General features: G+C 70.6%; 20 protein-coding genes and 1 pseudogene. 14 read left to right on the top strand and 7 right to left on the bottom strand.

Annotation, left to right across the window (positions count from 1 at the left end; genetic code table 11):
- The first annotated feature begins 25 nt into the window (after positions 1 to 25).
- Complete coding sequence (locus tag OO70_RS24710) at positions 26 to 1,216, top strand: hypothetical protein (RefSeq protein ID WP_234336918.1); 1,191 nt, start codon at positions 26 to 28, stop codon at positions 1,214 to 1,216.
- Here OO70_RS24710 and OO70_RS24705 read toward each other — a convergent pair.
- A complete protein-coding gene (locus OO70_RS24705) occupies positions 1,204 to 1,734 on the bottom strand; it encodes a PadR family transcriptional regulator (RefSeq protein WP_043675511.1) in 531 nt (176 codons plus the stop codon). The genes OO70_RS24710 and OO70_RS24705 overlap by 13 nt on opposite strands.
- A 104-nt stretch (positions 1,735 to 1,838) precedes the next feature.
- On the opposite strand from OO70_RS24705, the gene OO70_RS24700 reads away from it, so the two are divergent.
- The gene (locus OO70_RS24700) at positions 1,839 to 3,152 is read left to right on the top strand and encodes an MATE family efflux transporter (protein WP_043675508.1); all 1,314 of its coding nucleotides are present in this window, start codon (positions 1,839 to 1,841) and stop codon (positions 3,150 to 3,152) included.
- On the opposite strand, the gene OO70_RS24695 is transcribed toward OO70_RS24700, so the two are convergent.
- Positions 3,113 to 4,348, bottom strand: coding sequence for a glycosyltransferase 87 family protein (locus OO70_RS24695; protein WP_043675505.1), 1,236 nt, complete (start codon positions 4,346 to 4,348; stop codon positions 3,113 to 3,115). The genes OO70_RS24700 and OO70_RS24695 overlap by 40 nt on opposite strands.
- 123 nt (positions 4,349 to 4,471) lie before the next feature.
- Here OO70_RS24695 and OO70_RS24690 point away from each other — a divergent pair, with 123 nt between their 5' ends.
- Positions 4,472 to 5,614, top strand: coding sequence for a glycosyltransferase family 4 protein (locus tag OO70_RS24690; RefSeq protein ID WP_043675502.1), 1,143 nt, complete (start codon positions 4,472 to 4,474; stop codon positions 5,612 to 5,614).
- Positions 5,615 to 5,747: 133 nt separating this feature from the next.
- Positions 5,748 to 7,379, top strand: a complete 1,632-nt coding sequence (locus OO70_RS24685) for a GMC oxidoreductase (protein WP_456113480.1) — start codon at positions 5,748 to 5,750, stop codon at positions 7,377 to 7,379.
- A 46-nt stretch (positions 7,380 to 7,425) separates the two neighbouring features.
- Here OO70_RS24685 and OO70_RS24680 read toward each other — a convergent pair whose 3' ends face one another.
- Positions 7,426 to 9,222, bottom strand: a complete 1,797-nt coding sequence (locus tag OO70_RS24680) for an AMP-dependent synthetase/ligase (RefSeq protein ID WP_043675496.1) — start codon at positions 9,220 to 9,222, stop codon at positions 7,426 to 7,428.
- Positions 9,223 to 9,559: 337 nt separating this feature from the next.
- On the opposite strand from OO70_RS24680, the gene OO70_RS24675 reads away from it, so the two are divergent.
- From OO70_RS24675 to OO70_RS24650, 6 genes are all read left to right on the top strand, one after another.
- On the top strand, positions 9,560 to 10,315 hold the full coding sequence (locus tag OO70_RS24675; protein WP_043675493.1) for a metallophosphoesterase family protein: 756 nt from the start codon (positions 9,560 to 9,562) through the stop codon (positions 10,313 to 10,315).
- Between the two features lie 122 nt (positions 10,316 to 10,437).
- A complete protein-coding gene (locus tag OO70_RS24670) occupies positions 10,438 to 10,881 on the top strand; it encodes an SRPBCC family protein (protein ID WP_043675490.1) in 444 nt (147 codons plus the stop codon).
- Between the two features lie 274 nt (positions 10,882 to 11,155).
- Positions 11,156 to 12,334, top strand: a complete 1,179-nt coding sequence (locus OO70_RS24665; RefSeq protein WP_043675488.1) for an ArsA family ATPase — start codon at positions 11,156 to 11,158, stop codon at positions 12,332 to 12,334.
- 90 nt (positions 12,335 to 12,424) lie between these two features.
- Complete coding sequence (locus OO70_RS24660) at positions 12,425 to 12,910, top strand: DUF5304 domain-containing protein (RefSeq protein ID WP_043675485.1); 486 nt, start codon at positions 12,425 to 12,427, stop codon at positions 12,908 to 12,910.
- A 54-nt stretch (positions 12,911 to 12,964) separates the two neighbouring features.
- Positions 12,965 to 13,918, top strand: coding sequence for an ROK family glucokinase (locus OO70_RS24655; protein WP_043675483.1), 954 nt, complete (start codon positions 12,965 to 12,967; stop codon positions 13,916 to 13,918).
- 140 nt (positions 13,919 to 14,058) lie between these two features.
- Positions 14,059 to 14,820 (top strand): endonuclease/exonuclease/phosphatase family protein, encoded by a 762-nt coding sequence (locus tag OO70_RS24650; RefSeq protein WP_043675480.1) that lies wholly within the window; start codon positions 14,059 to 14,061, stop codon positions 14,818 to 14,820.
- On the opposite strand, the gene OO70_RS24645 is transcribed toward OO70_RS24650, so the two are convergent.
- Both OO70_RS24645 and OO70_RS24640 read right to left on the bottom strand, forming a co-directional pair.
- On the bottom strand, positions 14,817 to 15,419 hold the full coding sequence (locus OO70_RS24645; RefSeq protein ID WP_043675476.1) for a hypothetical protein: 603 nt from the start codon (positions 15,417 to 15,419) through the stop codon (positions 14,817 to 14,819). The genes OO70_RS24650 and OO70_RS24645 overlap by 4 nt on opposite strands.
- Positions 15,412 to 16,224, bottom strand: a complete 813-nt coding sequence (locus OO70_RS24640; RefSeq protein WP_043675473.1) for an alpha/beta hydrolase — start codon at positions 16,222 to 16,224, stop codon at positions 15,412 to 15,414. Before OO70_RS24640 ends, OO70_RS24645 begins: the two co-directional genes overlap by 8 nt.
- Before the next feature lie 192 nt (positions 16,225 to 16,416).
- On the opposite strand from OO70_RS24640, the gene OO70_RS24635 reads away from it, so the two are divergent.
- The 4 genes from OO70_RS24635 (at position 16,417) to OO70_RS24620 (ending at position 20,252) form a co-directional block, all read left to right on the top strand.
- A complete protein-coding gene (locus tag OO70_RS24635) occupies positions 16,417 to 17,163 on the top strand; it encodes a lysophospholipid acyltransferase family protein (protein WP_043675630.1) in 747 nt (248 codons plus the stop codon).
- 33 nt (positions 17,164 to 17,196) lie between these two features.
- Complete coding sequence (gene macS / locus OO70_RS24630; protein WP_043675628.1) at positions 17,197 to 18,417, top strand: MacS family sensor histidine kinase; 1,221 nt, start codon at positions 17,197 to 17,199, stop codon at positions 18,415 to 18,417.
- Positions 18,414 to 19,091 (top strand): response regulator, encoded by a 678-nt coding sequence (locus OO70_RS24625; protein WP_043675470.1) that lies wholly within the window; start codon positions 18,414 to 18,416, stop codon positions 19,089 to 19,091. The genes macS and OO70_RS24625 overlap by 4 nt, the downstream gene beginning before the upstream one ends.
- A gap of 132 nt (positions 19,092 to 19,223) precedes the next feature.
- A complete protein-coding gene (locus OO70_RS24620) occupies positions 19,224 to 20,252 on the top strand; it encodes a 6-phosphofructokinase (RefSeq protein ID WP_043675467.1) in 1,029 nt (342 codons plus the stop codon).
- 34 nt (positions 20,253 to 20,286) lie between these two features.
- Here OO70_RS24620 and OO70_RS24615 read toward each other — a convergent pair.
- Positions 20,287 to 22,166: pseudogene (locus OO70_RS24615) on the bottom strand (anthranilate synthase family protein).
- Positions 22,167 to 22,258: 92 nt separating this feature from the next.
- Positions 22,259 to 22,327: a trp operon leader peptide gene (locus OO70_RS57085; RefSeq protein WP_106971759.1), complete on the bottom strand. Its 69-nt coding sequence runs from the start codon at positions 22,325 to 22,327 to the stop codon at positions 22,259 to 22,261.
- Between the last annotated feature and the right edge of the window lie 46 nt (positions 22,328 to 22,373).

Here is a 22,373-nt window from a genome sequence, read left to right as displayed (position 1 = left end):
CGCGAAAGGGTCGTACGATCGGGAAGTGACTGGTCGTAGGCGGGCGTCGCGCTCCGGAGTGCTCGCGCTGTGTCTGCTGTTCGGCTCGCTGGTGGGGTGCGGCGGGCAGCCGGCGGCGAACAGCGCGAAGGCGGAGGTCCAGAGCCTCCTCGACCGTCGGTCCACGGCCGTCCTGCACCACGACGAGACGGCGTACACACGGACCGGCGCACGCACGGCGTACGAGAACCTGAGCGCCGTACCACTGGCGTCCTGGTCCTACCGGCTCACCTCGCTGCACCGCACCGGCGCCACCGCGACGGCCGACGCCGAACTGAGCTACCGCGTCAAGGGCTACGACACCTCGCCGGTCACGGTCGGGCGCACGCTCACGCTCCGCCTCACCGCCGACGGGCAGTGGTACGTCGACTCCGACAAGCCCGCGAAGAAGTCCGGCCAACAGCTGTGGGACCAGGGCAAGGTGAGCGTCGTCAAAGGCGCGCACAGCCTGGTGATGGGAGTCGGTCAGGACGCCGCGACCCTCCGCGACTACCGCTCCCTCGCCGACCACGCCGTACCGGCCGTGTCGGCCGTCTGGGGCACGGACTGGACCCGGCACGTCGTCGTGCTCGTCCCCGGCTCCCTGGACGGCATGGCGGGGCTCCTGGGCGCACCGGCCGCGTCCTACCGGGGCATCGCCGCGGTGACGACGGGGGAGGCGGGCGGTTCGGGCAGCGCGCCCGCCGACCGGATCATCGTCAACCCGGACGCGTACGCGCTGCTGGGCTCGGTCGGCAAGCAGGTCGTGCTGACGCATGAGACGACTCACGTGGCCACCCGCGCGCACACCACCCCCGCCACCCCCCTCTGGCTCTCGGAGGGCTACGCCGACTGGATCGGCTACCGGGGCACCGGCCGCACCCCGACCCAGGCCGCGCCGGAGCTGTACCGCGCGGTCCATGACGGCGACCTTCCCACCGCCCTTCCCGCCGACAAGGACTTCGGCTTCAGCAGCGAGGCGACCGAGCTGGCGCAGGCCTACGAGGGCGGCTGGCTGGCCTGCCGGATGATCGACGACCGGTGGGGAGTGGGCCGACTGGGCAAGTTCTACCGGGCTGTCGGCGCGCACAAGAAGCGGGCGGGGGCGGTGGAGGACGCGATGAAGAGCGTCCTCGGGGTGAGCCTGGACGACTTCACCGCGCAGTGGCGGGACTATCTCAAGACTCAACTCGCCTGATCCAGCTGGGCGATGGCCTCCGTGAGCCACTCCCGCTCCGCCGCGCCCGTCGCCCGAGCAACCCTCAACATGCCCTGCCGGAACAGGTCTTGGGTCTCCTCCGCCCGTACGGGCTCGCCGTCCCGGTAGAAGAAGCTCGCCGGGGTCTGGAGGAACTCCAGCCGGCGGCGCAGCACGTCCGCCTGCTCCCGCCGGTCCGGCAGGTGCCGTAGGAAGGCCAGGACCGTGTTGAAGCGGACGTGGTCGGTGATCTCGGGCTGTCTGGGGTGCCGGAGCCGCTCCAGGAGGTCCTCGCGGCCCTTCTCGGTGAGGGACAGGACCCGGCGCGGGGCCGCGCTCGCGCCCTCCTCCGTGTGCTGGTCGAGCTTGCCGGCGGTGACCAGGCGGGTGATCGCCGGGTAGAGCGCGCCGTCGCTGACCGGGCGGACATGGCCGCTGAGTGCCTTGATGCGTTCCTTCAACTCGTAGCCGTGCAACGGCTGTTCGGCCAGGAAGCCGAGGATCGACAGCTCCAGCATGTTTCTCCTTGCGGACGCGGTGAGCCCATGGTACCTCTTATCGAGCTACCTCGAATAGAGGTAGCTCGTATCGAGACAGTTTGTATCCAGGGGGCCCGGTCGCCGTGAACAGTCACCGCAAGCAGCTCATATCGCTCGCCCACCCCGTCTACCTCTCGCTCCTCGCCTCCGTCGCCGCCGGGATCATCAACACCGTCTGGGTCTCCCGGCTCGGCGGCCCGGCCGTCGCCGCCGTGGCCGTCGCGACCAACACCGAGAACGTGCTCCTCGGCGTCGCCCTGGTCTTCGCCTCCGGTACGACGGTGCTGGTGGCCCACGCGAGGGGAGCCCGCGACCCGGGCGCGCTGCGCTCGGCGGTACGCGGCGGCTGGGCCCTGTGCGCGCTGGTCACCCCGGTGGTCGTCACGGCCGGTTTCCTGGTCCGCGAACCACTGGCCCGCCTGCTCCTCGGCGGCACGGGCCCCGAACTCCCGCTCGCGGTCGGCTACTTCACCATCTCCCTGCCGGGCATCGCCGTCTTCTACGCCCAGCAACTCGTCGACGGCATTCTCAAGGGCACCGGCGACACCAGGACCCCGATGCGCCTGGCCCTCCTGGCCAACGGCCTGATCCTGGTCTGCGACCCGTTCCTCATCCACCTCTACGGCGTCCGGGGCGCCGCCGTCTCGACCGTGCTGTGCCGGATGGTCGCGCTGGCGGTGGGGCTGCGTGCGCTGCGCCGCAACGCCCTGCTGCGCACGAAGGCACGGCCGGCCGAGTCCGTCCCCGCCGCACTGCGCCGGACGCTCACGACCGGCCTGCCCATGTCCGCCGACTTCACCGTCCGGCAGACCGGAACGCTGGTGCTGGTCGCGATCGTGGCGCGGCTCGGGGTGACGGCGGTGGCCGCGTACGCCATCGCCTACAAGGTCCTGTACGTCGCGACGATGGCCTTCTACTCCGTGCGCCAGGCCGCCGCCATCCACACCTCGCAGCTGCGCGGGGCGGGACGGGACGAGCGGCGGGAGGTCGGCCGGGAGGCGCTGCTGGTGTCCGGCACGGTGGGCGCGACGGCGGCCGTCCTGCTCGGCGTCACCGCCCCCTGGATCATGGCCGCCTTCGGCGCCGGACCCCAAGTCGCCCATGAGGGCACGCTGTTCCTGCGCTGCATCGGCCCCTACCTGCTGCTGATGGCCTGCTTCATCGCACTCGGCGGAGTCTTCGAGGGGAGCGGCGGAGCACCGGCGCTGCTACGGGTGACCCTGCTCGGCACGGCGGTCCAACTCCCGCTGGCGTACGCGCTGTCGGGGCTCGGCCTGCCCGGGGTGTGCCTGGCGCTGGCGCTCGCGATGGGGGTGCAGTGCGCGGTGGTCGCGGTGCTCTTCGGCCGTGCCCGGTCTCAGGAGGACGCCGAGGTCGCCTTCGAGCGGGTCGCCTGACTCGGGAGCGGCGGTACGTCCGCCCAGGTGACCGAGGCCCGCCACAACTCCCGTGCGCCGGTGATCGCCGCGGCCACCAGCAGGCCGTTGCGCACCAGGAGCAGGACGATGCCCAGGCCGTCGCTGGCGACCACGTCGGCGAACCAGATCGGGAACTCCAGGACCGTCACGAAGGCCGCTGCCAGGACCAGGGCGACCGGGAGTCTCATGCGGCTGGCGCGGAAGCAGGAGCAGACGGCCGCGAGGCCGATGAGCCAGACGACGTACTGGGGGCTGATGACCCGGCTGGTGACCGTGAACATGAGCACCGCCACGAAGGCCGCGTCCGCGAGGGTGTGGGGGAGGAAGCGGGCCGCCATCAGGCGCCAGAACACGAGCCAGCCGAAGGCGATCGCGGTGAGGCCGAGGGCGGCCGTGCTGACCCAGTTGACGTAGGGGCCGACGAACTCGACCGAGCCGTAGTTCAGGAGCACCTCGCCCTGCCAGCCGAAGTGCCGGGCCACGTGGAAGGCCAGGGAGCCGAGCGACTCCACCTCCGTGCCCCGCTCGCGCTGGAAGGTGAGGAAGGCGAACGCGCCCGGCATGGACACCGCGAAGAGAGCGGCGATCGCGACCACCGTCACCGCCGCCGCTCCCCACGCGCGGCGCTTGACCGCGCCGAGCAGGAGCAGCGCCGGCCACACCTTCAGCAGCGCCCCGAACCCGGCCAACGCGCCCATCACGCGCGGGTGCCGGGCGCCGGCGAGCACCGCGGCCACGGCGACCGCGGTCACCATCACGTCGTAGCGCGCGTACACGGTCGGGCCGAGGAGCGGGACGCCCGCCACCCACACCCAGGCGCCGCGCAGCGTCCTGCCGGGGCGCAGGCCCGTGTACAGGAGCAGGGCCAGGACGGTCAGGTCGGCCAGGAAGGCCAGGACGAAGAACGCCGACGCGTAGTCGAGGAAGCCCAGCAGCGCGGGGGAGAGGATCGGGAGGGCGGCGGCGGGCGGGTACTGCCAGGTGACGTCGTCCAGCGGGAAGGAGCCGTGGCGGAGCGTCTCGTACCAGCCCTGGTAGATCACCGACACGTCGCTGGTGACGTCCGGACCCGGGAACACGAACACCTTGAAGACGAACAGCAGGAGGACGACTCGGGTCAGACCCCAGGTCCCCAGCAGCAGCGCCAGCCGCCGTCTCGCGCCCGCAATCTCCACCTGTGCCCCTGTTCCGTACCGTGCCCGCCGGGTGAGGGCCACATGTTCTCCCGATCTGCTGTGCGATGGCCATGAAGCGCGGCCGTGGCGGACTGTGACCACTCGCCCGGTAGGGTCTGCCGCGTGCGCAAGACCCTGATCGTGACCAATGACTTTCCGCCCCGGCCCGGTGGCATCCAGGCTTTTCTGCACAACATGGCGCTGCGCCTGGAGCCCGAGCGGCTCGTCGTCTACGCCTCGACCTGGAAGCGCGGCCGGGAAGGTGCCGAGGCGACGGCCGCCTTCGACGCCGAGCAGCCGTTCACCGTCGTACGCGACTCCACGACCATGCTGCTGCCGACGCCCGCCGCGACCCGCACGGCCGTCGGGCTGCTCCGTGAACACGGGTGTACGGCGGTGTGGTTCGGGGCGGCGGCGCCGCTCGGGCTGATGGCGCCGGCGCTGCGCAAGGCCGGTGCCGAGCGGCTGGTGGCCACCACGCACGGGCACGAGGCCGGGTGGGCGCAGCTGCCCGCCTCGCGTCAACTCCTGCACCGCATCGGGGAGTCGACGGACACGATCACCTACCTCGGGGAGTACACGCGCTCGCGGATCGCCGCCGCGCTGACCCCGGAGGCGGCCGGGCGGATGGTCCAACTGCCGCCCGGTGTCGACGAGAAGGTCTTCCATCCGGGGTCGGGTGGTGCCGAAATCCGGGCGCGGCTCGGGCTCACCGACCGGCCCGTCGTCGTGTGCGTGTCCCGGCTCGTGCCGCGCAAGGGGCAGGACACGCTGATCCTCGCCATGCCGCGCATCCTGGCCCGGCAGCCCGACGCCGTACTGCTGATCGTGGGCGGCGGGCCGTACGAGAAGGACCTGCGGCGGCTCGCACGGGAGACCGGCGTCACCGACTCCGTGCGCTTCACGGGCGCCGTGCCCTGGTCCGAACTGCCCGCGCACTACGGCGCCGGTGACGTCTTCGCGATGCCGTGCAGGACCCGGCGCGGCGGTCTCGACGTGGAGGGGCTCGGGATCGTCTACCTGGAGGCGTCCGCCACCGGGCTGCCCGTCGTCGCCGGTGACTCCGGGGGCGCGCCCGACGCCGTGCTCGACGGCGAGACCGGGTGGGTCGTGCGGGGCGGTTCCCCGGAGGAGGCCGCCGACCGGATCGTCGCGCTGCTCGGTGACCCGGAGTTGCGGCAGAACATGGGCGAGCGGGGCCGGCAGTGGGTCGAGGAGCGATGGCGCTGGGATCTCCTCGCGGAGAGGCTCCGGGCGTTGCTGTAGCAGCCGTCTGTCACCTCTGTAGAAGCCGTCCGTCACCTCTGTGGAAGCCCTCTGTCAAAAGCTGCGCCAAAGGTCCGATCCATACTCGGCAGTACCTCTAGGCGGAACTCAATAATCCGCAGATGCTGCGCGCATGACAGCAAAACTGACGCAGCATCAGCTGACGAGACGTCAAATCCTGGGCATGATCGCCCTCCAGACCGCCGCCACCGCCGGTCTCACCCGTATCGGCCTGCAGTCCGCGCAGGCCGTCGAACCCGCCGCCGTCACCACCGCGACCGCGATCGTCGTCGGCTCCGGCTACGGCGGTGCGGTCGCCGCCCTCCGCCTCGGCCAGGCCGGTATCACCACCGTCGTCCTGGAGATGGGCAGGCTCTGGAACACCCCGGGCGCGGACGGCAAGATCTTCTGCAACACCGCCAACCCGGACCAGCGGTCGATGTGGTTCAAGACCCGCACCGAGGCCCCGCTCGCCAGCTTCCTGTGGCTGGACGTCGTCAACAAGGACATCACCCCGTACCCGGGCGCCCTGGACCGCGTGCACTACGACAGCATGTCCGTCTACGTCGGCCGGGGCGTCGGCGGCGGCTCCCTGGTCAACGGCGGCATGGCGGTCACCCCGCGCCAGTCGTACTTCACCGAGCAGTTCCCCACCGTGGACGCCACCGCGATGTACAACACGTACTTCCCGCGCGCCCGCACCATGCTCGGCGTCAACACCATCGACCCGACGTGGTTCGAGTCGACGGAGTGGTACCAGTTCACCCGCACCTCGCGGAAGGCCGCCACGAACACCGGCCTGACGACCACCTTCGTGCCCAACGTCTACGACTTCGGGTACATGCAGCAGGAGGCGGCAGGCACCGCCACCAAGTCGGCGCTCGCCCAGGAGGTCATCTACGGCAACAACTACGGCAAGAAGAGCCTCGACAAGACCTACCTCGCCTCGGCGCTCGGCACCGGCAAGGTCACCATCCACACCATGGAGAAGGTCAAGGCAGTCACGCGGGCGAGCGACGGGTCGTACGTCCTGACCGTCGACCGGATCGACGACACCGGCACGGTCGTCGAGACCAAGCAGTACAGCTGCACCTATCTGTTCCTCGGCGGCGGCAGCCTCGGCACCACCGAACTCCTCGTCCGCGCCCGGGACACGGGCACGCTGCCCGCGCTCAACTCCTCGGTCGGGGCGGGCTGGGGGCCCAACGGCAACACCATGCTGGGCCGCGCCAACCACATCTGGGACACCACAGGCGCCAACCAGTCGACGATGCCGGTCATGGGCATCGACGACTGGGCCAACACCGACAACCCGGTCTTCGCGGAGATCGCCCCACTGCCCATCGGGTTCGAGACCTGGGTGAGCCTCTATCTGGCGATCACCAAGAACCCCCAACGGGCGTCCTTCACCTACGACTCGGCGAGCGGCACGGTGAAGCTGGGCTGGACCGCGGCCCAGAGCGCGGTCTCGGTCGCCATGGCCAAGAAGCTGTTCGACCGGATCAACTCGGCCAACGCGACGATCTACCGCTCCGACCTGTTCGGCACGCCCAGCAAGGTCTTCGCGGACGACTTCTGCTATCACCCGCTGGGCGGCTGTGTGTTGGGCAACGCGACCGACAACTACGGCCGGGTGAAGGGGTATTCGAAGCTGTACGTCACGGACGGCTCACTGGTGCCGGGCAATATCGGCGTGAACCCGTTCGTCACCATCACCGCGCTCGCCGAGCGCACGCTGGAACGGGTCCTCGCCGAGGACTTCTGAGCCCCGAAAGCTCCAACTACCCGTCAGTCAGGCCCCAACTACCCGTCTACTTCTGGTAGATGGCCTCGATCTCGTCCGCGTAGTCCCTCGCCACCACATTGCGCTTGAGCTTCAGGGACGGCGTCAGGTGGCCCGACTCCTCCGTGAACTGGGAGGACAGAATGCGGAACTTCCGCACCGATTCCGCCTTCGACACCGCGGCGTTGCCGTCGTCGACGGCGTCCTGGATCGCCTGCAAGAGATCCGGGTCGTCTCGCAGCGACGCCGCGGTGGCACCCGCCGGCTTGCCGTGCTCGGCCGCCCAGCGGCCCAGGAACTCGTCGTCGATCGTGATCAGCGCGCCCACGAAGGGCCGCCCGTCACCGACGACCATGCACTCCGCGACCAGCGCGTGCGCGCGGATGCGGTCCTCGATCACGGCCGGGGCGACGTTCTTGCCGCCCGCGGTGACGATGATCTCCTTCTTGCGGCCGGTGATCCTGAGGTAGCCGTCCTCGTCGAGGGTGCCGATGTCGCCGGTGTGGAACCAGCCGTCGGCGAGCGCCTCGGCCGTAGCGGCCTCGTTGTTCCAGTAGCCCTTGAACAGGTGCTCGCCGTGCAGCAGCACCTCGCCGTCGTCCGCGATGCGCACGACCGAGCCGGGCAGCGGCTGGCCGACCGTGCCGATCTTCGTCCGGTCCCAGGGGTTGAAGGCGGTGGCGGCACAGGACTCGGTCAGCCCGTAGCCCTCAAGGACGGTGAAGCCGATCCCCCGGAAGAAGTGCCCGAGACGCTCGCCCAGCGGGGCGCCGCCGGAGATCGCGTACTCGCCCTTGCCGCCGAGCACCGCGCGCAGCTTGCTGTAGACGAGCTTGTCGAAGGTCTTGTACTTGATCTTCAGACCGAGGGACGGACCCGCCGGCGTGTCCAGCGCGCGGCTGTACGCGATCGCGGTGTCGGCCGCCTTGTCGAAGATCTTGCCCTTGCCGTCCGCCTGCGCCTTGGCGCGCGCCGAGTTGTAGACCTTCTCGAAGACACGCGGCACACCGAGGATCAACGTCGGCCGGAACGAGGCGAGTTCGTCGGTGAGGTTCTTGATGTCCGGGACCAGGCCCAGCTTGATCGGCGCCATCATCGGCGCGATCTGCACCAGCCGCCCGAAGACGTGCGCGAGCGGCAGGAACAGCAGCACCGAGCACTCGCCGGTGCGGAACAGCGGGCGCAGCCGCTCCACGATGTTGCCGCACTCGGCGAAGAAGCTGCGGTGGGTGAGCACACAGCCCTTGGGTCGGCCGGTGGTGCCACTCGTGTACACGATGGTCGCCGGGTCGTCGGCCTTCGCCTGCGAGCTGCGCTCCTCGACGGTCGCGTCGGTGACGTCCTTGCCCGCGCGGTCCAGCTCGTCGATCGCGCCGGCGTCGATCTGCCAGACGTGCTTGAGCGCGGGCAGCTGCGCGCGCACCGACTCGACGGCGGCGGCGTGCCCGTCCTGTTCCACGATGACGGCGGTGGCGCCCGAGTCGCTCAGGATCCACTGCACCTGCTCCGGCGAGCTGGTCTCGTACACCGGCACGGTGATCGCGCCCGCGCTCCAGATCGCGAAGTCGAGCAGCGTCCACTCGTACCGCGTGCGGGACATCAGGCCGACGCGGTCGCCGGGCTGGACGCCGGAGGCGATGAGCCCCTTGGCGGCGGCGTGCACCTCGGCGAGGAAGACCGTGGCGGTCACGTCCTGCCAGGCACCGTTCGCCTTGCGGGCGATGACGGCGACATCTGGGTGCTGCGCGGCGTTTCTGCGGACGATGTCGGTCAGGTTGCCGTCCGCGGGGACCTCGTACAAAGCCGGAAGGCTGAACTCGCGCAAGACTGCTGCTCCTCATAGGGCGCCGGCGCCACGACGTTGTGTGATGCGACGGTCCGGTCCAAGGCTCGGGCAGGTGCGTCAGGACCGGTGGTTGAAATCCTGAGCACGACTGGACTGCCCGGACGTTACCCGTCGGTATGGGTCCTACGACAGGGGGGTCCGGCGAGATGTTCGCTGCGTCACACAGATTGGTGTTTCCTCGCGCACAGTAGTCCACGCCTTTCTTGACTGGCCAGTAACCGCAAGCATGGCCGCCACTGTTCACGTTTGCCGCACACGCCTACGCTTGATCGTCATGGCACCCACACCATCCGGTAACTCCCGGACGCGCGTACATGTGGTCAGCGACGTGCACGGCAACGCCCGTGACCTGGCCGGAGCCGGCGAGGGTGCCGACGCCCTGATCTGCCTGGGCGACCTGGTCCTCTTCCTCGACTACGCCGACCACTCGCGCGGGATCTTCCCCGAGCTGTTCGGCGAGGAGAACGCCGACCGCCTGGTCGAGCTGCGCACCGCCCGCCGCTTCGAGGAGGCCCGCGAACTCGGCACCCGCCTCTGGGCCGGGGTCGGCGGCGACCGAGCGGCCCTGATCGAGAAGGCGGTGCGCAAACAGTACGCCGAGATGTTCGCCGCCTTCCCCACCCCGACGTACGCCACCTACGGCAATGTCGACATGCCGACCCTCTGGCCCGAGTACGCCACCCCCGGGACGACCGTGCTCGACGGCGAACGCGTCGAGATCGGCGGCCGCACCTTCGGCTTCGTCGGCGGCGGCCTGCGCACCCCCATGCGCACGCCGTACGAGATCAGCGACGAGGAGTACGCCGCGAAGATCGAGGCCGTCGGCGAGGTCGACGTCCTGTGCACGCACATCCCGCCCGAGGTCCCCGAGCTGGTCTACGACACCGTCGCGCGCCGCTTCGAACGCGGCAGCCGGGCCCTCCTGGACGCCATCCGCCGTACCAGGCCCCGGTATGCGTTGTTCGGCCACGTCCACCAGCCGCTCGTGCGGCGCATGCGGATCGGGGCGACCGAGTGCGTGAACGTGGGGCACTTCGCGGGCAGCGGCAAGCCCTGGGCCCTGGAATGGTGACCACCCCCTGATGTCCGCAGGTAGGGGGTGAAGTGGGGCGGTCGGCAGCGCGGTAGCCTTCACGCTGCATGCACACGTGCACGACGACGTCCCACCGGCCCGCATCTGGAGGAGCCACAGCGATGGCGGAACACACCAGCTCGAGCATCACGATCGAGGCGGCACCGGCCGACGTCATGGAGGTGATCGCCGACTTCGCCCGCTACCCGGACTGGACCGGTGAGGTGAAGGAGGCCGACGTCCTCAAGACCGACGAGCGGGGCCGCGCCGAACAGGTCCGGCTCGTCATGGACGCCGGCGCGATCAAGGACGACCAGACCCTCGCGTACACCTGGACCGGCGACAACGAGGTCTCCTGGACCCTCGTCAAGTCCCAGATGCTGCGCTCCCTGGACGGCTCCTACCTCCTCAAGCCGACGGCCGCGGGCGCCACGGAGGTCACCTACCTCCTCACCGTGGACGTCAAGATCCCGATGCTGGGCATGATCAAGCGCAAGGCGGAGAAGGTCATCATCGACCGGGCGCTGGCGGGGTTGAAGAAGCGGGTGGAGTCGGGGGAGAAGTAGGGGTTTTTGAAGTAGGGGGACTTTTTCAGCGCCGGTTGTTTTCCAGCCCGTGCGGTGCCTTTCTGACGCAGGCCGGCATCATCCAGCCCTGCGGCGCTTTTCAGCACAGGCCGGCAATCATCAGCCCGTCCGGCGCCTTCCGAACGCGGGCCGGTATTTCTCAGCCCGTCCGGCGTTTGAGGACGAGGCCCCTTCAGGGCCGAAGCGGGGGCCTGGGGGCGGCAGCCCCCAGCAACGGCGCCCAACCCCCACCGAGCGACTACCGTTCACTCATATGCGCACCCTCCTGATCACCGGCCCCGGCGGCAGCGGCCGCAGCACCCTCGCCGCAGCCACCGCCCAAGCCGCCGCAGGCAACCGCACACGGACACTGCTCCTCGGTGCCGACCGCGGCGACACCCTAGGCGCCGCCCTGGGCGTGGTGACAGGCGCGGCGCCCGTACGGATCACCGAACACCTCACCGCCTGGCGCCCCGACGCCACGGAGTCGTTCCGCGCCGACCTCACCGCCTTCCAGGAACGCGCCTCCTCCGCCCTCCAACTCCTGGGCGCCGCACGCCTCGACGCGGAGGAACTCACCCCCCTCCCCGGCGCCGAGGAACTCACCCTCCTGCGCGCCCTGCGCGACGCGGCCCTCTCCGAGGCCTACGACCTGCTCGTCGTGGACCTCCCGCCCACCCCGCAGGCGCTCGCCCTCCTCGCCCTCCCCGAGGAACTCCGCCGCTATCTCCGCCGCCTCCTCCCCGCCGAGCGGCAAGCGGCCCGCGCGCTCCGCCCGGTCCTCGGCCGCCTCGCCGGCGTCCCGATGCCCTCGGAATGGCTCTACGACACGGCAGGCCGCTGGGACGTAGAACTGGCCGCCGTCGAAGCCGTCCTCGCCGACCGGAACACCGCCGTACGCCTGGTCGCCGAGCCCGGACCGGCCGGCGCCGACGCCGTCCGCGAGGCCGGTCTCGCCCTCGCCCTGCGCGGCCTGCGCCCCGACCTGCTGGTCGCCAACCGGGTGCTGCCCGAGTCCGTCGAGGACACCTGGCTGGCCGGCCTGGGCGTACAGCAGCGCAAGACCCTGGACGAGTGGCGGGAGACGCACGACGTTCGGCACGTCCCGCACCTCGGCCACGACCCGCGCGGCACCGACGACCTCGCCGCGCTCGCCGTGCCCGGCGTCAACGCGGCCGGTTCCACGGTCGAGTGGCCGGTGGTCGACCGGCTGACCGAGGACGGCGGCGACAGGGTCCTCGTCTGGCACATCCCGCTGCCCGGCGCCATACGCGACGAACTGGACCTCGTCCGCCGGGGCGACGAACTCGTCGTCACCGTCGGCCGGTTCCGCCGGATCGTGCCGCTCCCGTCGGCCCTGCGCCGCTGCACCGTGGCCGGTGCCGCCCTGCGCGAGGGTGAACTCCGTATCCGTTTCGCGCCCGACCCGGACCTGTGGCCACAGGGAAAGTGACCGAGTGCGGATTTGTGGGGCCGGACCCCGTGAAGCACGTACGCCCATTCGGGTAACGTCGTAGAGACGAACCGTAGTCAGGAGTCCGTCATGAGCGAAGAGCTCCCCCCGTCCGACGCCGGCAAGGAAGAGGCGCTCGACGAGGTGCGGGCGACCGACGCCGACGCCTGGGCGACGGCGGCCGCTGAAGACCTCGCGGCGGAGAAGGCCCGCCGCCGCACCCAGTACGGCTCGCCCCCGGGCTCGGCCGCCGAGGAACTGCGCAAGCTCGTCGACACCGTTACGGGCAAGCTGTCCGGCCTCCAGTCACCGCTGCTCGGCCAGGTCGCGGGACCGGCCGCCCAGCAGGTGGTGAAGCAGGTCGTCCAGCAGGCCCGCGCCGCCGTCGAGCCCGTCATCGAACGCAACCCGGACGTCTTCGACCACCTCGCGGCGGCCGGAAACGAACTCCTCGCCGCATACCGCTCCGCGGTCCAGGCCCAGGAACAACGCTGGACGGCACGCGACAGCGAACTGAAGAACCTGCGCGACCCGGGAGAGGACTCCGGCCCGGGGGAGCGCATCGACCTGGACTAGAAGCCCCTCGGGTACGGTGGGCCGTAGCGGGGCTCGACCGAAACTGAGGGATTCATGGGACTCACCATCGGCGTCGATATCGGCGGCACCAAGATCGCGGCCGGGGTGGTCGACGAGGAAGGCAACATCCTCTCGACCCACAAGGTGCCGACTCCGGGTACGCCCGAGGGCATCGTGGACGCCATCGCCGCCGCAGTCGACGGAGCGCGCGCCGGGCACGAGATCGTCGGCGTGGGCATCGGTGCCGCGGGCTACGTCAACCGTCAGCGCTCCACGGTCTACTTCGCGCCGAACATCGACTGGCGCCAGGAGCCGCTGAAGGACAAGGTCGAGGCCCGCGTGGGCCTCCCCGTCGTCGTGGAGAACGACGCGAACGCCGCGGCCTGGGGCGAGTACAAGTTCGGCGCCGGCAAGGGCCACCGCAACGTCATCTGCATCACGCTCGGCACCGGCCTCGGCGGCGGCATCATCATCGGCAACAAGCTGCGCCGCGGGCACTTCGGGGTGGCCGCCGAGTTCGGCCACATCCGCATGGTCCCGGACGGCCTGCTGTGCGGCTGCGGTTCGCAGGGCTGCTGGGAGCAGTACGCGTCGGGCCGGGCCCTCGTCCGCTACGCCAAGCAGCGCGCCAACGCGACCCCCGAGGCCGCCGAGGTGCTCCTCTCCCTCGGCGACGGCACCCCCGAGGGCATCGAGGGCAAGCACATCTCCATGGCCGCCCGCCAGGGCGACCCGGTGGCCGTCGACTCCTACCGCGAACTGGCCCGCTGGGCCGGCGCCGGCCTCGCCGACCTCGCCTCCCTCTTCGACCCCTCCGCGTTCATCGTCGGCGGCGGCCTCTCCGACGAGGGCGAACTGGTCCTCGACCCGATCCGCAAGTCCTACAAGCGCTGGCTGGTAGGCGGCAACTGGCGCCCGGTCGCCGACGTGATCGCGGCCCAACTGGGCAACAAGGCCGGGATGGTCGGAGCAGCAGACCTGGCGAGGGAGCCGGACCCGATCATGTGAGGCTCACTTCTTGAGCTACGTCGGTTCCCCGCGCCCTGCTTTTGTTTTCAGGGGCGCGGGGAACTGCGCGACCAGCCACGACGCACCCGCAGTCGACACCCGACCCGCGCATCCCCATGCTTGGTCGTATCTTGATCCGCATGGCGACGACCCCGCTCCCCAACTCCCGCACAGACCCCGACGGTTCCGCGACCATCCGCGTCCTGAGCTACAACATCCGCTCGATGCGCGACGACACGGACGCCCTGGCCCGGGTCATCAGGGCCTGCGCCCCGGACCTCGTCCTCGTCCAGGAAGCCCCCCGCTTCTTCCGCTGGCGCAAAAAGCTCGCCCGACTGGCATCCGCATCCGACCTGGTCGTCCTCACCGGCGGCGGCTCCGCCGCGGGCCCCGCCCTGCTCTGCTCACTCCGCGCGACAGTCGAACGCACGGAGGACGTACTCCTGCCACTGACCCCCGGCGAACACCGCCGAGGCTTCGCGACAGCGGTCGTACGATTCGGAGCCGCCCGCCTGGGCGTCCTCAGCTGCCATCTCAGCCTCCGCCAGGACGAGCGCTACGAGCAGGGCGGCATGCTGCTCGACCGGTTGGCCGGCATGGGCGTGGACCACGTGATCGCGGGCGGCGACCTGAACGACCGCCCCGACGGCCGCACCTTCACGCGGCTGGCCAAGGACCTCCAGGACTGCTGGGCCACCGCCCCCTGGGGCGACGAGTACACCTGGACCCCCGGCAACCCCTTCCAGCGCATCGACGCGATCTTCGCGACGCAGGGCATCGAGGTACTCGGGTGCGGGGTCCCGCTCGGACAACCTGGAGTGACGGAGACGGACTTGAGGGCGGCCACGGACCACTTCCCGGTCCTGGCCGCCCTCAAAATCCCCGTGAACTCCCGGAGTTAGACGACCGCGCCCCGCCCCGGATCGTCCCCGTCCTCCTCGTCCGTGCGCATCCGCATCACCAGCGTGCCGAAGCCGCCGAGGAAGCCGCCGATGCCGATGGTCGTCAGCCACCAGGTCATGTCCCAGCCGAGCAGCACCGCCAGCAGCAGGAGGATCGGGCCGCCGATCACCCCGAGCCAGGCGAACTTGGCCGTCGTGTCGGCGGCGGGCAGCGCGGGCGGCTCCGGCGGCACGAAGTGGCCCTCGTCGTCCTCGTCGAAGTCCTCCTCGGAGGAGTCCGGCGCGGTGTAGTCGCGGGGGCCGCCGACGCCGGGCGCGAAGGAGACCGAGCTGCCCAGCGGCTTGGCGGGCGGCGGCTCCTCCGTGCCTTTGTCCTTGTCCTTGCTCTTGGGCTGCTCCTTGGCCTTGGGCTGCTCGTCGTTCTTCTCGGGATCGAGCAGCGCCAGGTCCTCGATCGACTTGAACGGCTTGGCGCCCGGCGGATCCTTGGGCTCGTCGCCGTACCCGGCGACGATCGCGGCCCACGCGGCCTCCTCGTCGAACGGGACGCCCTGCTCGTCCGGTTCGAGGCCCTCGCGGTCGGAGTCGTGCTCAGCCACCTGTGGCCGTCCCTTCTTGCTCGCTCACCCGGCCCGTGTCGGACACCTGCTTGCCGGCACTGGGTGCGAGCCGGCCGATGAACGCGAAGCTCTCCTCGAAAATCCGGTCCGCGTCGTGGTCCAACGTCGCGACGTGGTAGCTCTGTTCCAGCAGGATCTCCGTCACGTCCACCGAGGAAACCCGACTGAGGACACGGGCCGAGTCGGCCGGCGGCACCACATGGTCCTGGGGGCTGTGCAGCAGCAGGAGCGGCTGGGTGACCTGCGGCAGCTCGCGGTCGACCAGCCGGAAGAAATTCCGCAGGGAATGCGCGGAGTGCAGCGGCACCTTGTCGTACCCGACCTCCTCGCTGCCCTCCTTCGCGATGTCGCTCGCGATGCCCGGCGCCGTACGCACCAGGTGGCGGGCCACCGGAAGGGCGTACGCGGCGAGGCCGTGCACCTTGATACCGGGGTTGACGACCACGACACCGCTGATCTCGTCGCCGTGCTTCGCGGCCAGCCGCAGCGCCAGCGCGCCGCCCATCGACAGGCCCGCGACGAAGACCTGCGAGCAGCGCTCGCGCAGGGCGCGCAGCTCGCGGTCCACCTCCGCGTACCAGTCCTGCCAGCCGGTGAGCTGCATGTCCTCCCAGCGCGTGCCGTGCCCGGGCAGCAGCGGCAGCGACACGGTGAGGCCACGCTCGGCCAGATGCTCCGCCCAGGGGCGCAGCGACTGCGGGGAACCGGTGAAGCCGTGGCAGAGGAGAACTCCGACCTCCCCGCCCTCGTGGCGGTACGGCTCGGCTCCGGGGAGGACCGGCACCTTCGGTCTCCTGTTCATGAGAGGGGCGTGTTGGTGAGACGCGTGTTCATGAGAGGGGTGTGAACAAGTCCAGGTGCGGTTAACCGTACGCGACCGCACTGACACCGACCAGGGTCGTCGGGTCCTTTGCGGGTGCTCCGGGTTAAGGTCTGATCGACAGACACGGGAGGCACTCGCTTGTTGTACGGCACGATGAAGGTCGCCATCGGGGGACCGCTGAAGGTCGCCTTCCGGCCCTGGGTGGAGGGCCTCGAGAACATTCCGGCCGAGGGCGCCGCGATCTTGGCGAGCAATCACCTCTCGTTCTCGGACTCGTTCTTCCTGCCCGCGGTCCTCGACCGCAAGGTGACCTTCATCGCGAAGGCCGAGTACTTCACGACACCCGGGGTGAAGGGCAAGCTGACGGCCGCGTTCTTCAAGGGCGCCGGCCAGCTTCCGGTGGACCGCTCCGGTGCGCGCGGGGCGGGCGAGGCCGCGATCAAGGCCGGGATCGACGTCCTGGAGCGCGGTGAGCTGTTCGGTATCTATCCCGAGGGCACGCGCTCCCCGGACGGCCGTCTGTACCGGGGCAAGCCCGGTGGCCTCGCGCGCGTGGCGCTCGCCTCCGGCGCGCCGGTCATCCCGGTCGCGATGATCGACACGGAGAAGATCCAGCCGCCGGGGAAGGTGATGCCGAAGCTGATGCGGCCCGGCATCCGGATCGGCAAGCCGCTCGACTTCAGCCGGTACAACGGCATGGAGCACGACCGTTTCGTCCTCCGCGCGGTGACCGACGAGGTCATGTACGAGATCATGAAGCTCTCCGGCCAGGAGTACGTCGACATCTACGCGACCGCCGCCAAGCGGCAGATCGCGGAGGCGGCGAAGGCCGACAAGGAAGCGGAGAAGGCGGCCAAGGCCGCACTCACGCAAGCGGAGAAGGAACAGACCAGCCCTTAGACAGGGCAGTCTGTGTCGGGGGTGGTGGGGGACATGACCAAACGCGTGCGTGTCATCAGAATGTCGGTCGAGCAGCCGCTGTGGCGTGCGCTGAGCGGCTACCGGGTGCTGACCATGCTGTACGCGGTCGGCCTGTTCGCCTCCGAGTACGACCAGTTCGACCGTCCGGGCATCGCCATCGCCTTCTACGTCGTCCTGTTCGTCTGGACGCTCGCGACCCTGCCCCGGGTCCAGAGCGCGGTCGCCTGCACCAAGCGCTTCCTCGCCGTCGACCTCTCGATCGCGCTGATCGGCATCGTCCTCACCCCGATCGCCGCCGACGACCACCACATACAGAGCGGCGGCCCCACCCTGCCCTCGATATGGACCGCCGGCTCGGTCCTCGCGTTCGCCATCAAGGGCGGCTGGCGCTGGGCCGCGTTCGCCTCCACACCGGTCGCCGTCGCCAACCTGATCGAGCGCGGCTCCCCGGCCCGCGACACCGTCCACAACGTCGTCCTCGTCTGGGTCGCCTCCATCGCCATCGGCTACGTCGTGGAGGTCGCCCGCGCCTCCGAGCGCACCCTCGCCCGCGCCCTGGAGATCGAGGCGACCACCCGGGAACGCGAGCGGCTCGCCCGCGACATCCACGACGGCGTCCTCCAGGTACTGGCCATGGTGCAGCGGCGCGGTGCCGTGCTCGGCGGCGAGGCGAGCGAGCTGGGCCGGATGGCGGGCGAGCAGGAGGTCGCGCTGCGCACCCTGGTCTCCGGCGGCCTGGTCCCGGTCTCCCGGGTCTCGCTGGACGCGGCGGAGGGCGCGGTCGTGAGGGCCGTAGAGGAAGAATCCGATGATGACGGCGACGGCCCGGTCGATCTGCGTTCCCTGCTCGCCCCCTACGCCGCCGCGAAGGTGAGTTTCGCCGAGCCCGGCGCTCCGGTGCCGTTGCCCGCGCCCGCCGCGAAGGAGCTGGCCGCCGCTGTCGGTGCCGCCCTGGACAATGTGCGCAGGCACGCCGGTGAGGACGCCCGTGCCTGGATTCTGGTCGAGGACGAGCCCGGGGAGGTCGTGGTGACCGTACGGGACGACGGGCCCGGTATCCCCGAGGGGCGGCTCGCGCAGGCCGAGGGGGAGGGGAGGCTCGGGGTCGCCCTGTCGATCCGGGGGCGGCTGCGGGATCTCGGCGGCAGCGCCGAGCTGGTCTCGATTCCCGGGCAGGGCACGGAAGTTGAGCTGAAGGTACCGAAGTCGCGGGGGAAGGCGGGGACACGATGAGTGAGCAGCAGGGCCCGATCAGGGTCATGGTGGTCGACGACCACCCGATGTGGCGCGACGCCGTCGCCCGCGACCTGGCCGAGTCCGGCTTCGACGTGGTCGCCACCGCCGGTGACGGCGAGCAGGCGGTGCGCCGCGCCAGGGCCGCAGCCCCCGACGTCCTCGTCCTCGACCTGAACCTGCCGGCGATGCCCGGCGTCCAGGTCTGCAAGGAACTCGTCGGCGCCAACCCGGCGTTGCGCGTCCTGGTCCTCTCCGCGAGCGGCGAACACGCCGACGTACTGGAGGCGGTGAAGTCGGGAGCGACCGGCTATCTGCTCAAGTCGGCGTCCACGGAAGAGCTGTTGGACGCGGTGCGCCGCACGGCGGTCGGCGACCCGGTGTTCACCCCCGGCCTCGCCGGACTGGTCCTCGGCGAGTACCGTCGGCTGGCCTCCGACCCGGCACCGGCCGCCGACAGCGACGAGCCCAAGGCGCCCCAACTCACCGACAGGGAAACCGAAGTACTCCGGCTGGTCGCCAAGGGCCTGAGCTACAAGCAGATCGCCGAACGCCTGGTCATCTCGCACCGCACGGTCCAGAACCACGTCCAGAACACGCTCGGCAAGCTCCAGTTGCACAACCGGGTGGAGCTGGTGAGGTACGCGATAGAGCGCGGCCTCGACGACGCGTAGCCGGCCCGCTAGATCAACTCCCTGACAATTCACCGGAATTGATCTCCGAATTGACCTTCCCGCCCATCCCTCTGTGACCTGGATCACCATTAGCGTGGCTGTCACAGGAAACCGCGGCGAAGGGACACTTCCATGCGCGTCGGAGTACTGACCGGAGGCGGCGACTGCCCCGGACTCAACGCCGTCATCCGGGGCATCGTCCGCAAGGGCGTGCAGGAGTACGGCTACGGCTTCGTCGGCTACCGGGACGGCTGGCGAGGCCCACTCGAAGGTGACACCGTCCGGCTCGACATCCCCGCGGTGCGCGGCATCCTGCCCCGCGGCGGCACCATCCTCGGCTCCTCCCGCACCAACCCGCTGAAGCTGGAGAACGGCATCAGCCGGATCAAGGCCAACCTCGCCGCGCAGGAGGTCGACGCGCTCATCGTGATCGGCGGCGAGGACACCCTCGGGGTGGCCGCGCGGCTGTGGGACGAGAGCGGGGTGCCCTGCGTCGGTGTACCGAAGACCATCGACAACGACCTGTCCGCCACCGACTACACCTTCGGCTTCGACACCGCCGTCGGCATCGCCACCGAGGCCATCGACCGGCTGCACACCACCGCCGAGTCGCACATGCGCATCCTGGTCTGCGAGGTGATGGGCCGGCACACCGGCTGGATCGCCATCCACTCCGGCCTCGCGGGCGGCGCGAACGTCATCCTCATCCCCGAGCAGCGCTTCGACGTGGACCAGGTGTGCGCCTGGATCACCTCCCGCTTCAAGGCGTCGTACGCCCCGATCGTGGTCGTCGCGGAGGGGGCCATGCCCAAGGACGGCGATGTCGTACTGAAGGACGGGTCCCTCGACTCCTTCGGGCACGTCCGCCTTTCCGGGGTGGGCGAGTGGCTGGCCAAGGAGCTGGAGAAGCGCACCGGCAAGGAGGCCCGCACCACCGTCCTCGGACACGTCCAGCGCGGCGGCACCCCGAGCGCCTTCGACCGCTGGCTCGCCACCCGCTTCGGCCTGCACGCCATCGAGGCCGTCCGCGACGGCGACTGGGGCAAGATGGTCGCCCTGCGCGGCACGGACATCGTCCGCGTACCGATCGCGGAGGCCACGGCCCAGCTGAAGACGGTCGACCCGAAGCTGTACGAGGAGGTCGGGGTGTTCTTCGGCTGAGCCGTGGCCGCACTCCGGGCGTCGGCCGGGCCCCTCAGCCCGTCCGGCGCTCCACCGACCCCGCACCCGTCCCGCGCAACTGCCCCACCAACTCCCGTACGACAGCAGCCCCGTTGAGCGTCAGCACCGACTCGGGGTGGAACTGGACGCCCGCGAAGCCAGGCCCCCGTAGCGCATGCACCTCGTCCGACCCGCTCCGGCTCACCTCCACGCCATGGGCACCCAGCTCGGTGGCGGCCTCGTCGTCGCACCGCGCCACGAAGCTGTTGTAGAAGCCGACGGTCTCCTCCCGACCGAACAGATCGATCGCCGTCTGCGCCCCCTGGTACGGAACCTCCTTCCGTACGATCTCCAGCCCCAGCTCCGCCGCGATCAGCTCGTGCCCGAGGCACACGCCGAGGACGCCGTGTCGGTTCTCGCGGACGACCTCGGCGGTCAGCGCGCGCAGGAACCGCATCTTCGGGTCGGCCATGTCGGAGGGATCACCGGGCCCGGGCCCCAGCACCACAGGACCCTCGTGCGCGAGCACCGCCTCCCGCAGCCCCTCCTCGTCGTACCGCCGCACGGTCACCTCCAGGCCGCTCGACCGCAGCACGTGCGCGAGCATCGCCGTGAAGGTGTCCTCCCCGTCGACGACCAGCGCGTGCCCGGTCAGCTCCTCGGACCGCTCCTGCATCCGCAGCCAGAAGGGGGCGAGGGAAGTGCGGCGGCCGTCGAGCGCGGCGCGCACCCGGGGGTCGTCGGCCAGCCGGGGGCGGGTGTCCTCGTCGCGCGGCCGGGACGGTCGTACGCCAAGAGCCGTCAGCACTCCCGCCGCCTTCGCGTGGGTCTCCGCGACCTCGCTCGCAGGGTCGGAGCCGCGGACGAGGGTGGCGCCGACCGGTACCCGCAGCCGGCCGGACGGGTCGATGTCGGCGGTGCGGATGAGGATGGGGGAGTCGAGGGTCTGGGCGCCGCCGGAGTCCCGGCCGAGCAGGGCGAGGGCGGCGCCGTAGTAGCCGCGTCCGCCGACCTCGTGCCGTTCGATGACCCGGCAGGCGTTCTGCACCGGCGAGCCGGTGACGGTCGCCGCGAACATCGTCTCCTTCAGGACCTCGCGCACATCCAGCGAGGAACGGCCGCGCAACTCGTACTCGGTGTGCGCGAGATGGGCCATCTCTTTCAGCCGCGGGCCGACGACGACCCCGCCCATGTCGCCCACTGTGCACATCATCTTGAGTTCCTCGTCGACGACCATCGACAGCTCCTCGATCTCCTTGCCGTCGGCGAGGAAGGCGAGGAGGTGCTCGGGCGTCGGGCCTTCGGCCGGATAGCGGTACGTCCCGCTGATCGGGTTCATCACGACGGTCCCGCCCGACATCCGCACATGCACCTCGGGACTCGCCCCCACGAGCGTCCGCTCCCCGGTGTGCACGACGAAGGTCCAGTACGCCCCCGCTCACCCACCAGCAGCCGCCGGAACAGCGCCAGCGCGTCGGCCCTGCCGTACCCCGGGATCTCGCCCTCGTACGTCCGCCGGATGACGAAGTTGGCGCCCTCGCCGCGCCCGATCTCCTCCCGGAGCACCCGCCCGACGATCTCGCCGTACGCCTCGTCGTCGACGTCGAAGCCACCGCCCTCGACCCGCACGGCGTGCGTCGGCAGCTGTTCCAGGGCGTCGGCGAGCGGGATCGCGTGCGACTCCTCGGGGGTGAGGAAGGCCAGCGGGGTGCCGTCGTCGCGGACGTCGAAGCCGCGTTCGCGGATCTGGCGGTACGGGATCAGGGCCAGGCCCTCGTCGGGGAGGTCGGCGAGGCGGTCGTAGGTGGTGACCGGGCCGAGCAGCACCTCGACCGTGCTCTGGTCGTGGCCCGGCGTGCGGCGGCGCAGCAGGGCGAAGGGGCGGTCGTCGTGGAGCAGCTGTGTCAGGTCCATGGTTCCTCTGCCATCGATGGATGAGGAACGGCCCCGGAAACGCCGAAGGCCGCCCTCAGGCGGCCTTCGCGAAGTACTGGGAGTACGCGCAGTCAGTGGGCCGCCGGATGAGCGGTCCACCACCAGTTCTGGATCGAGTTCTGGGTCGAGTGCGCGAACATGCGAGGCACCCTACCCCACGCGCACCTGAGCGTGCGGGTGTCTCAC

It is taken from the genome of Streptomyces xylophagus (assembly GCF_000716435.1).
Classification (GTDB): Bacteria; Actinomycetota; Actinomycetes; order Streptomycetales; family Streptomycetaceae; genus Streptomyces; species Streptomyces xylophagus.
Note: the sequence above shows the minus strand (reverse complement) of the source record. Positions and strands in the feature narration are given on the sequence as shown.

What these genes read in the sequence shown, in the direction of transcription:
- OO70_RS24705 (WP_043675511.1), bottom strand. Translation starts at nt 1,734, where the DNA reads ATGCTGGAGCTGTCGATCCTCGGCTTCCTGGCCGAACAGCCGTTGCAC.
- OO70_RS24685 (WP_456113480.1), top strand. Translation starts at nt 5,748, where the DNA reads ATGACAGCAAAACTGACGCAGCATCAGCTGACGAGACGTCAAATCCTG.
- OO70_RS24670 (WP_043675490.1), top strand. Translation starts at nt 10,438, where the DNA reads ATGGCGGAACACACCAGCTCGAGCATCACGATCGAGGCGGCACCGGCC.
- OO70_RS24665 (WP_043675488.1), top strand. Translation starts at nt 11,156, where the DNA reads ATGCGCACCCTCCTGATCACCGGCCCCGGCGGCAGCGGCCGCAGCACC.
- OO70_RS24660 (WP_043675485.1), top strand. Translation starts at nt 12,425, where the DNA reads ATGAGCGAAGAGCTCCCCCCGTCCGACGCCGGCAAGGAAGAGGCGCTC.
- OO70_RS24655 (WP_043675483.1), top strand. Translation starts at nt 12,965, where the DNA reads ATGGGACTCACCATCGGCGTCGATATCGGCGGCACCAAGATCGCGGCC.
- OO70_RS24650 (WP_043675480.1), top strand. Translation starts at nt 14,059, where the DNA reads ATGGCGACGACCCCGCTCCCCAACTCCCGCACAGACCCCGACGGTTCC.
- OO70_RS24635 (WP_043675630.1), top strand. Translation starts at nt 16,417, where the DNA reads ATGAAGGTCGCCATCGGGGGACCGCTGAAGGTCGCCTTCCGGCCCTGG.
- macS (WP_043675628.1), top strand. Translation starts at nt 17,197, where the DNA reads ATGACCAAACGCGTGCGTGTCATCAGAATGTCGGTCGAGCAGCCGCTG.
- OO70_RS24625 (WP_043675470.1), top strand. Translation starts at nt 18,414, where the DNA reads ATGAGTGAGCAGCAGGGCCCGATCAGGGTCATGGTGGTCGACGACCAC.
- OO70_RS24620 (WP_043675467.1), top strand. Translation starts at nt 19,224, where the DNA reads ATGCGCGTCGGAGTACTGACCGGAGGCGGCGACTGCCCCGGACTCAAC.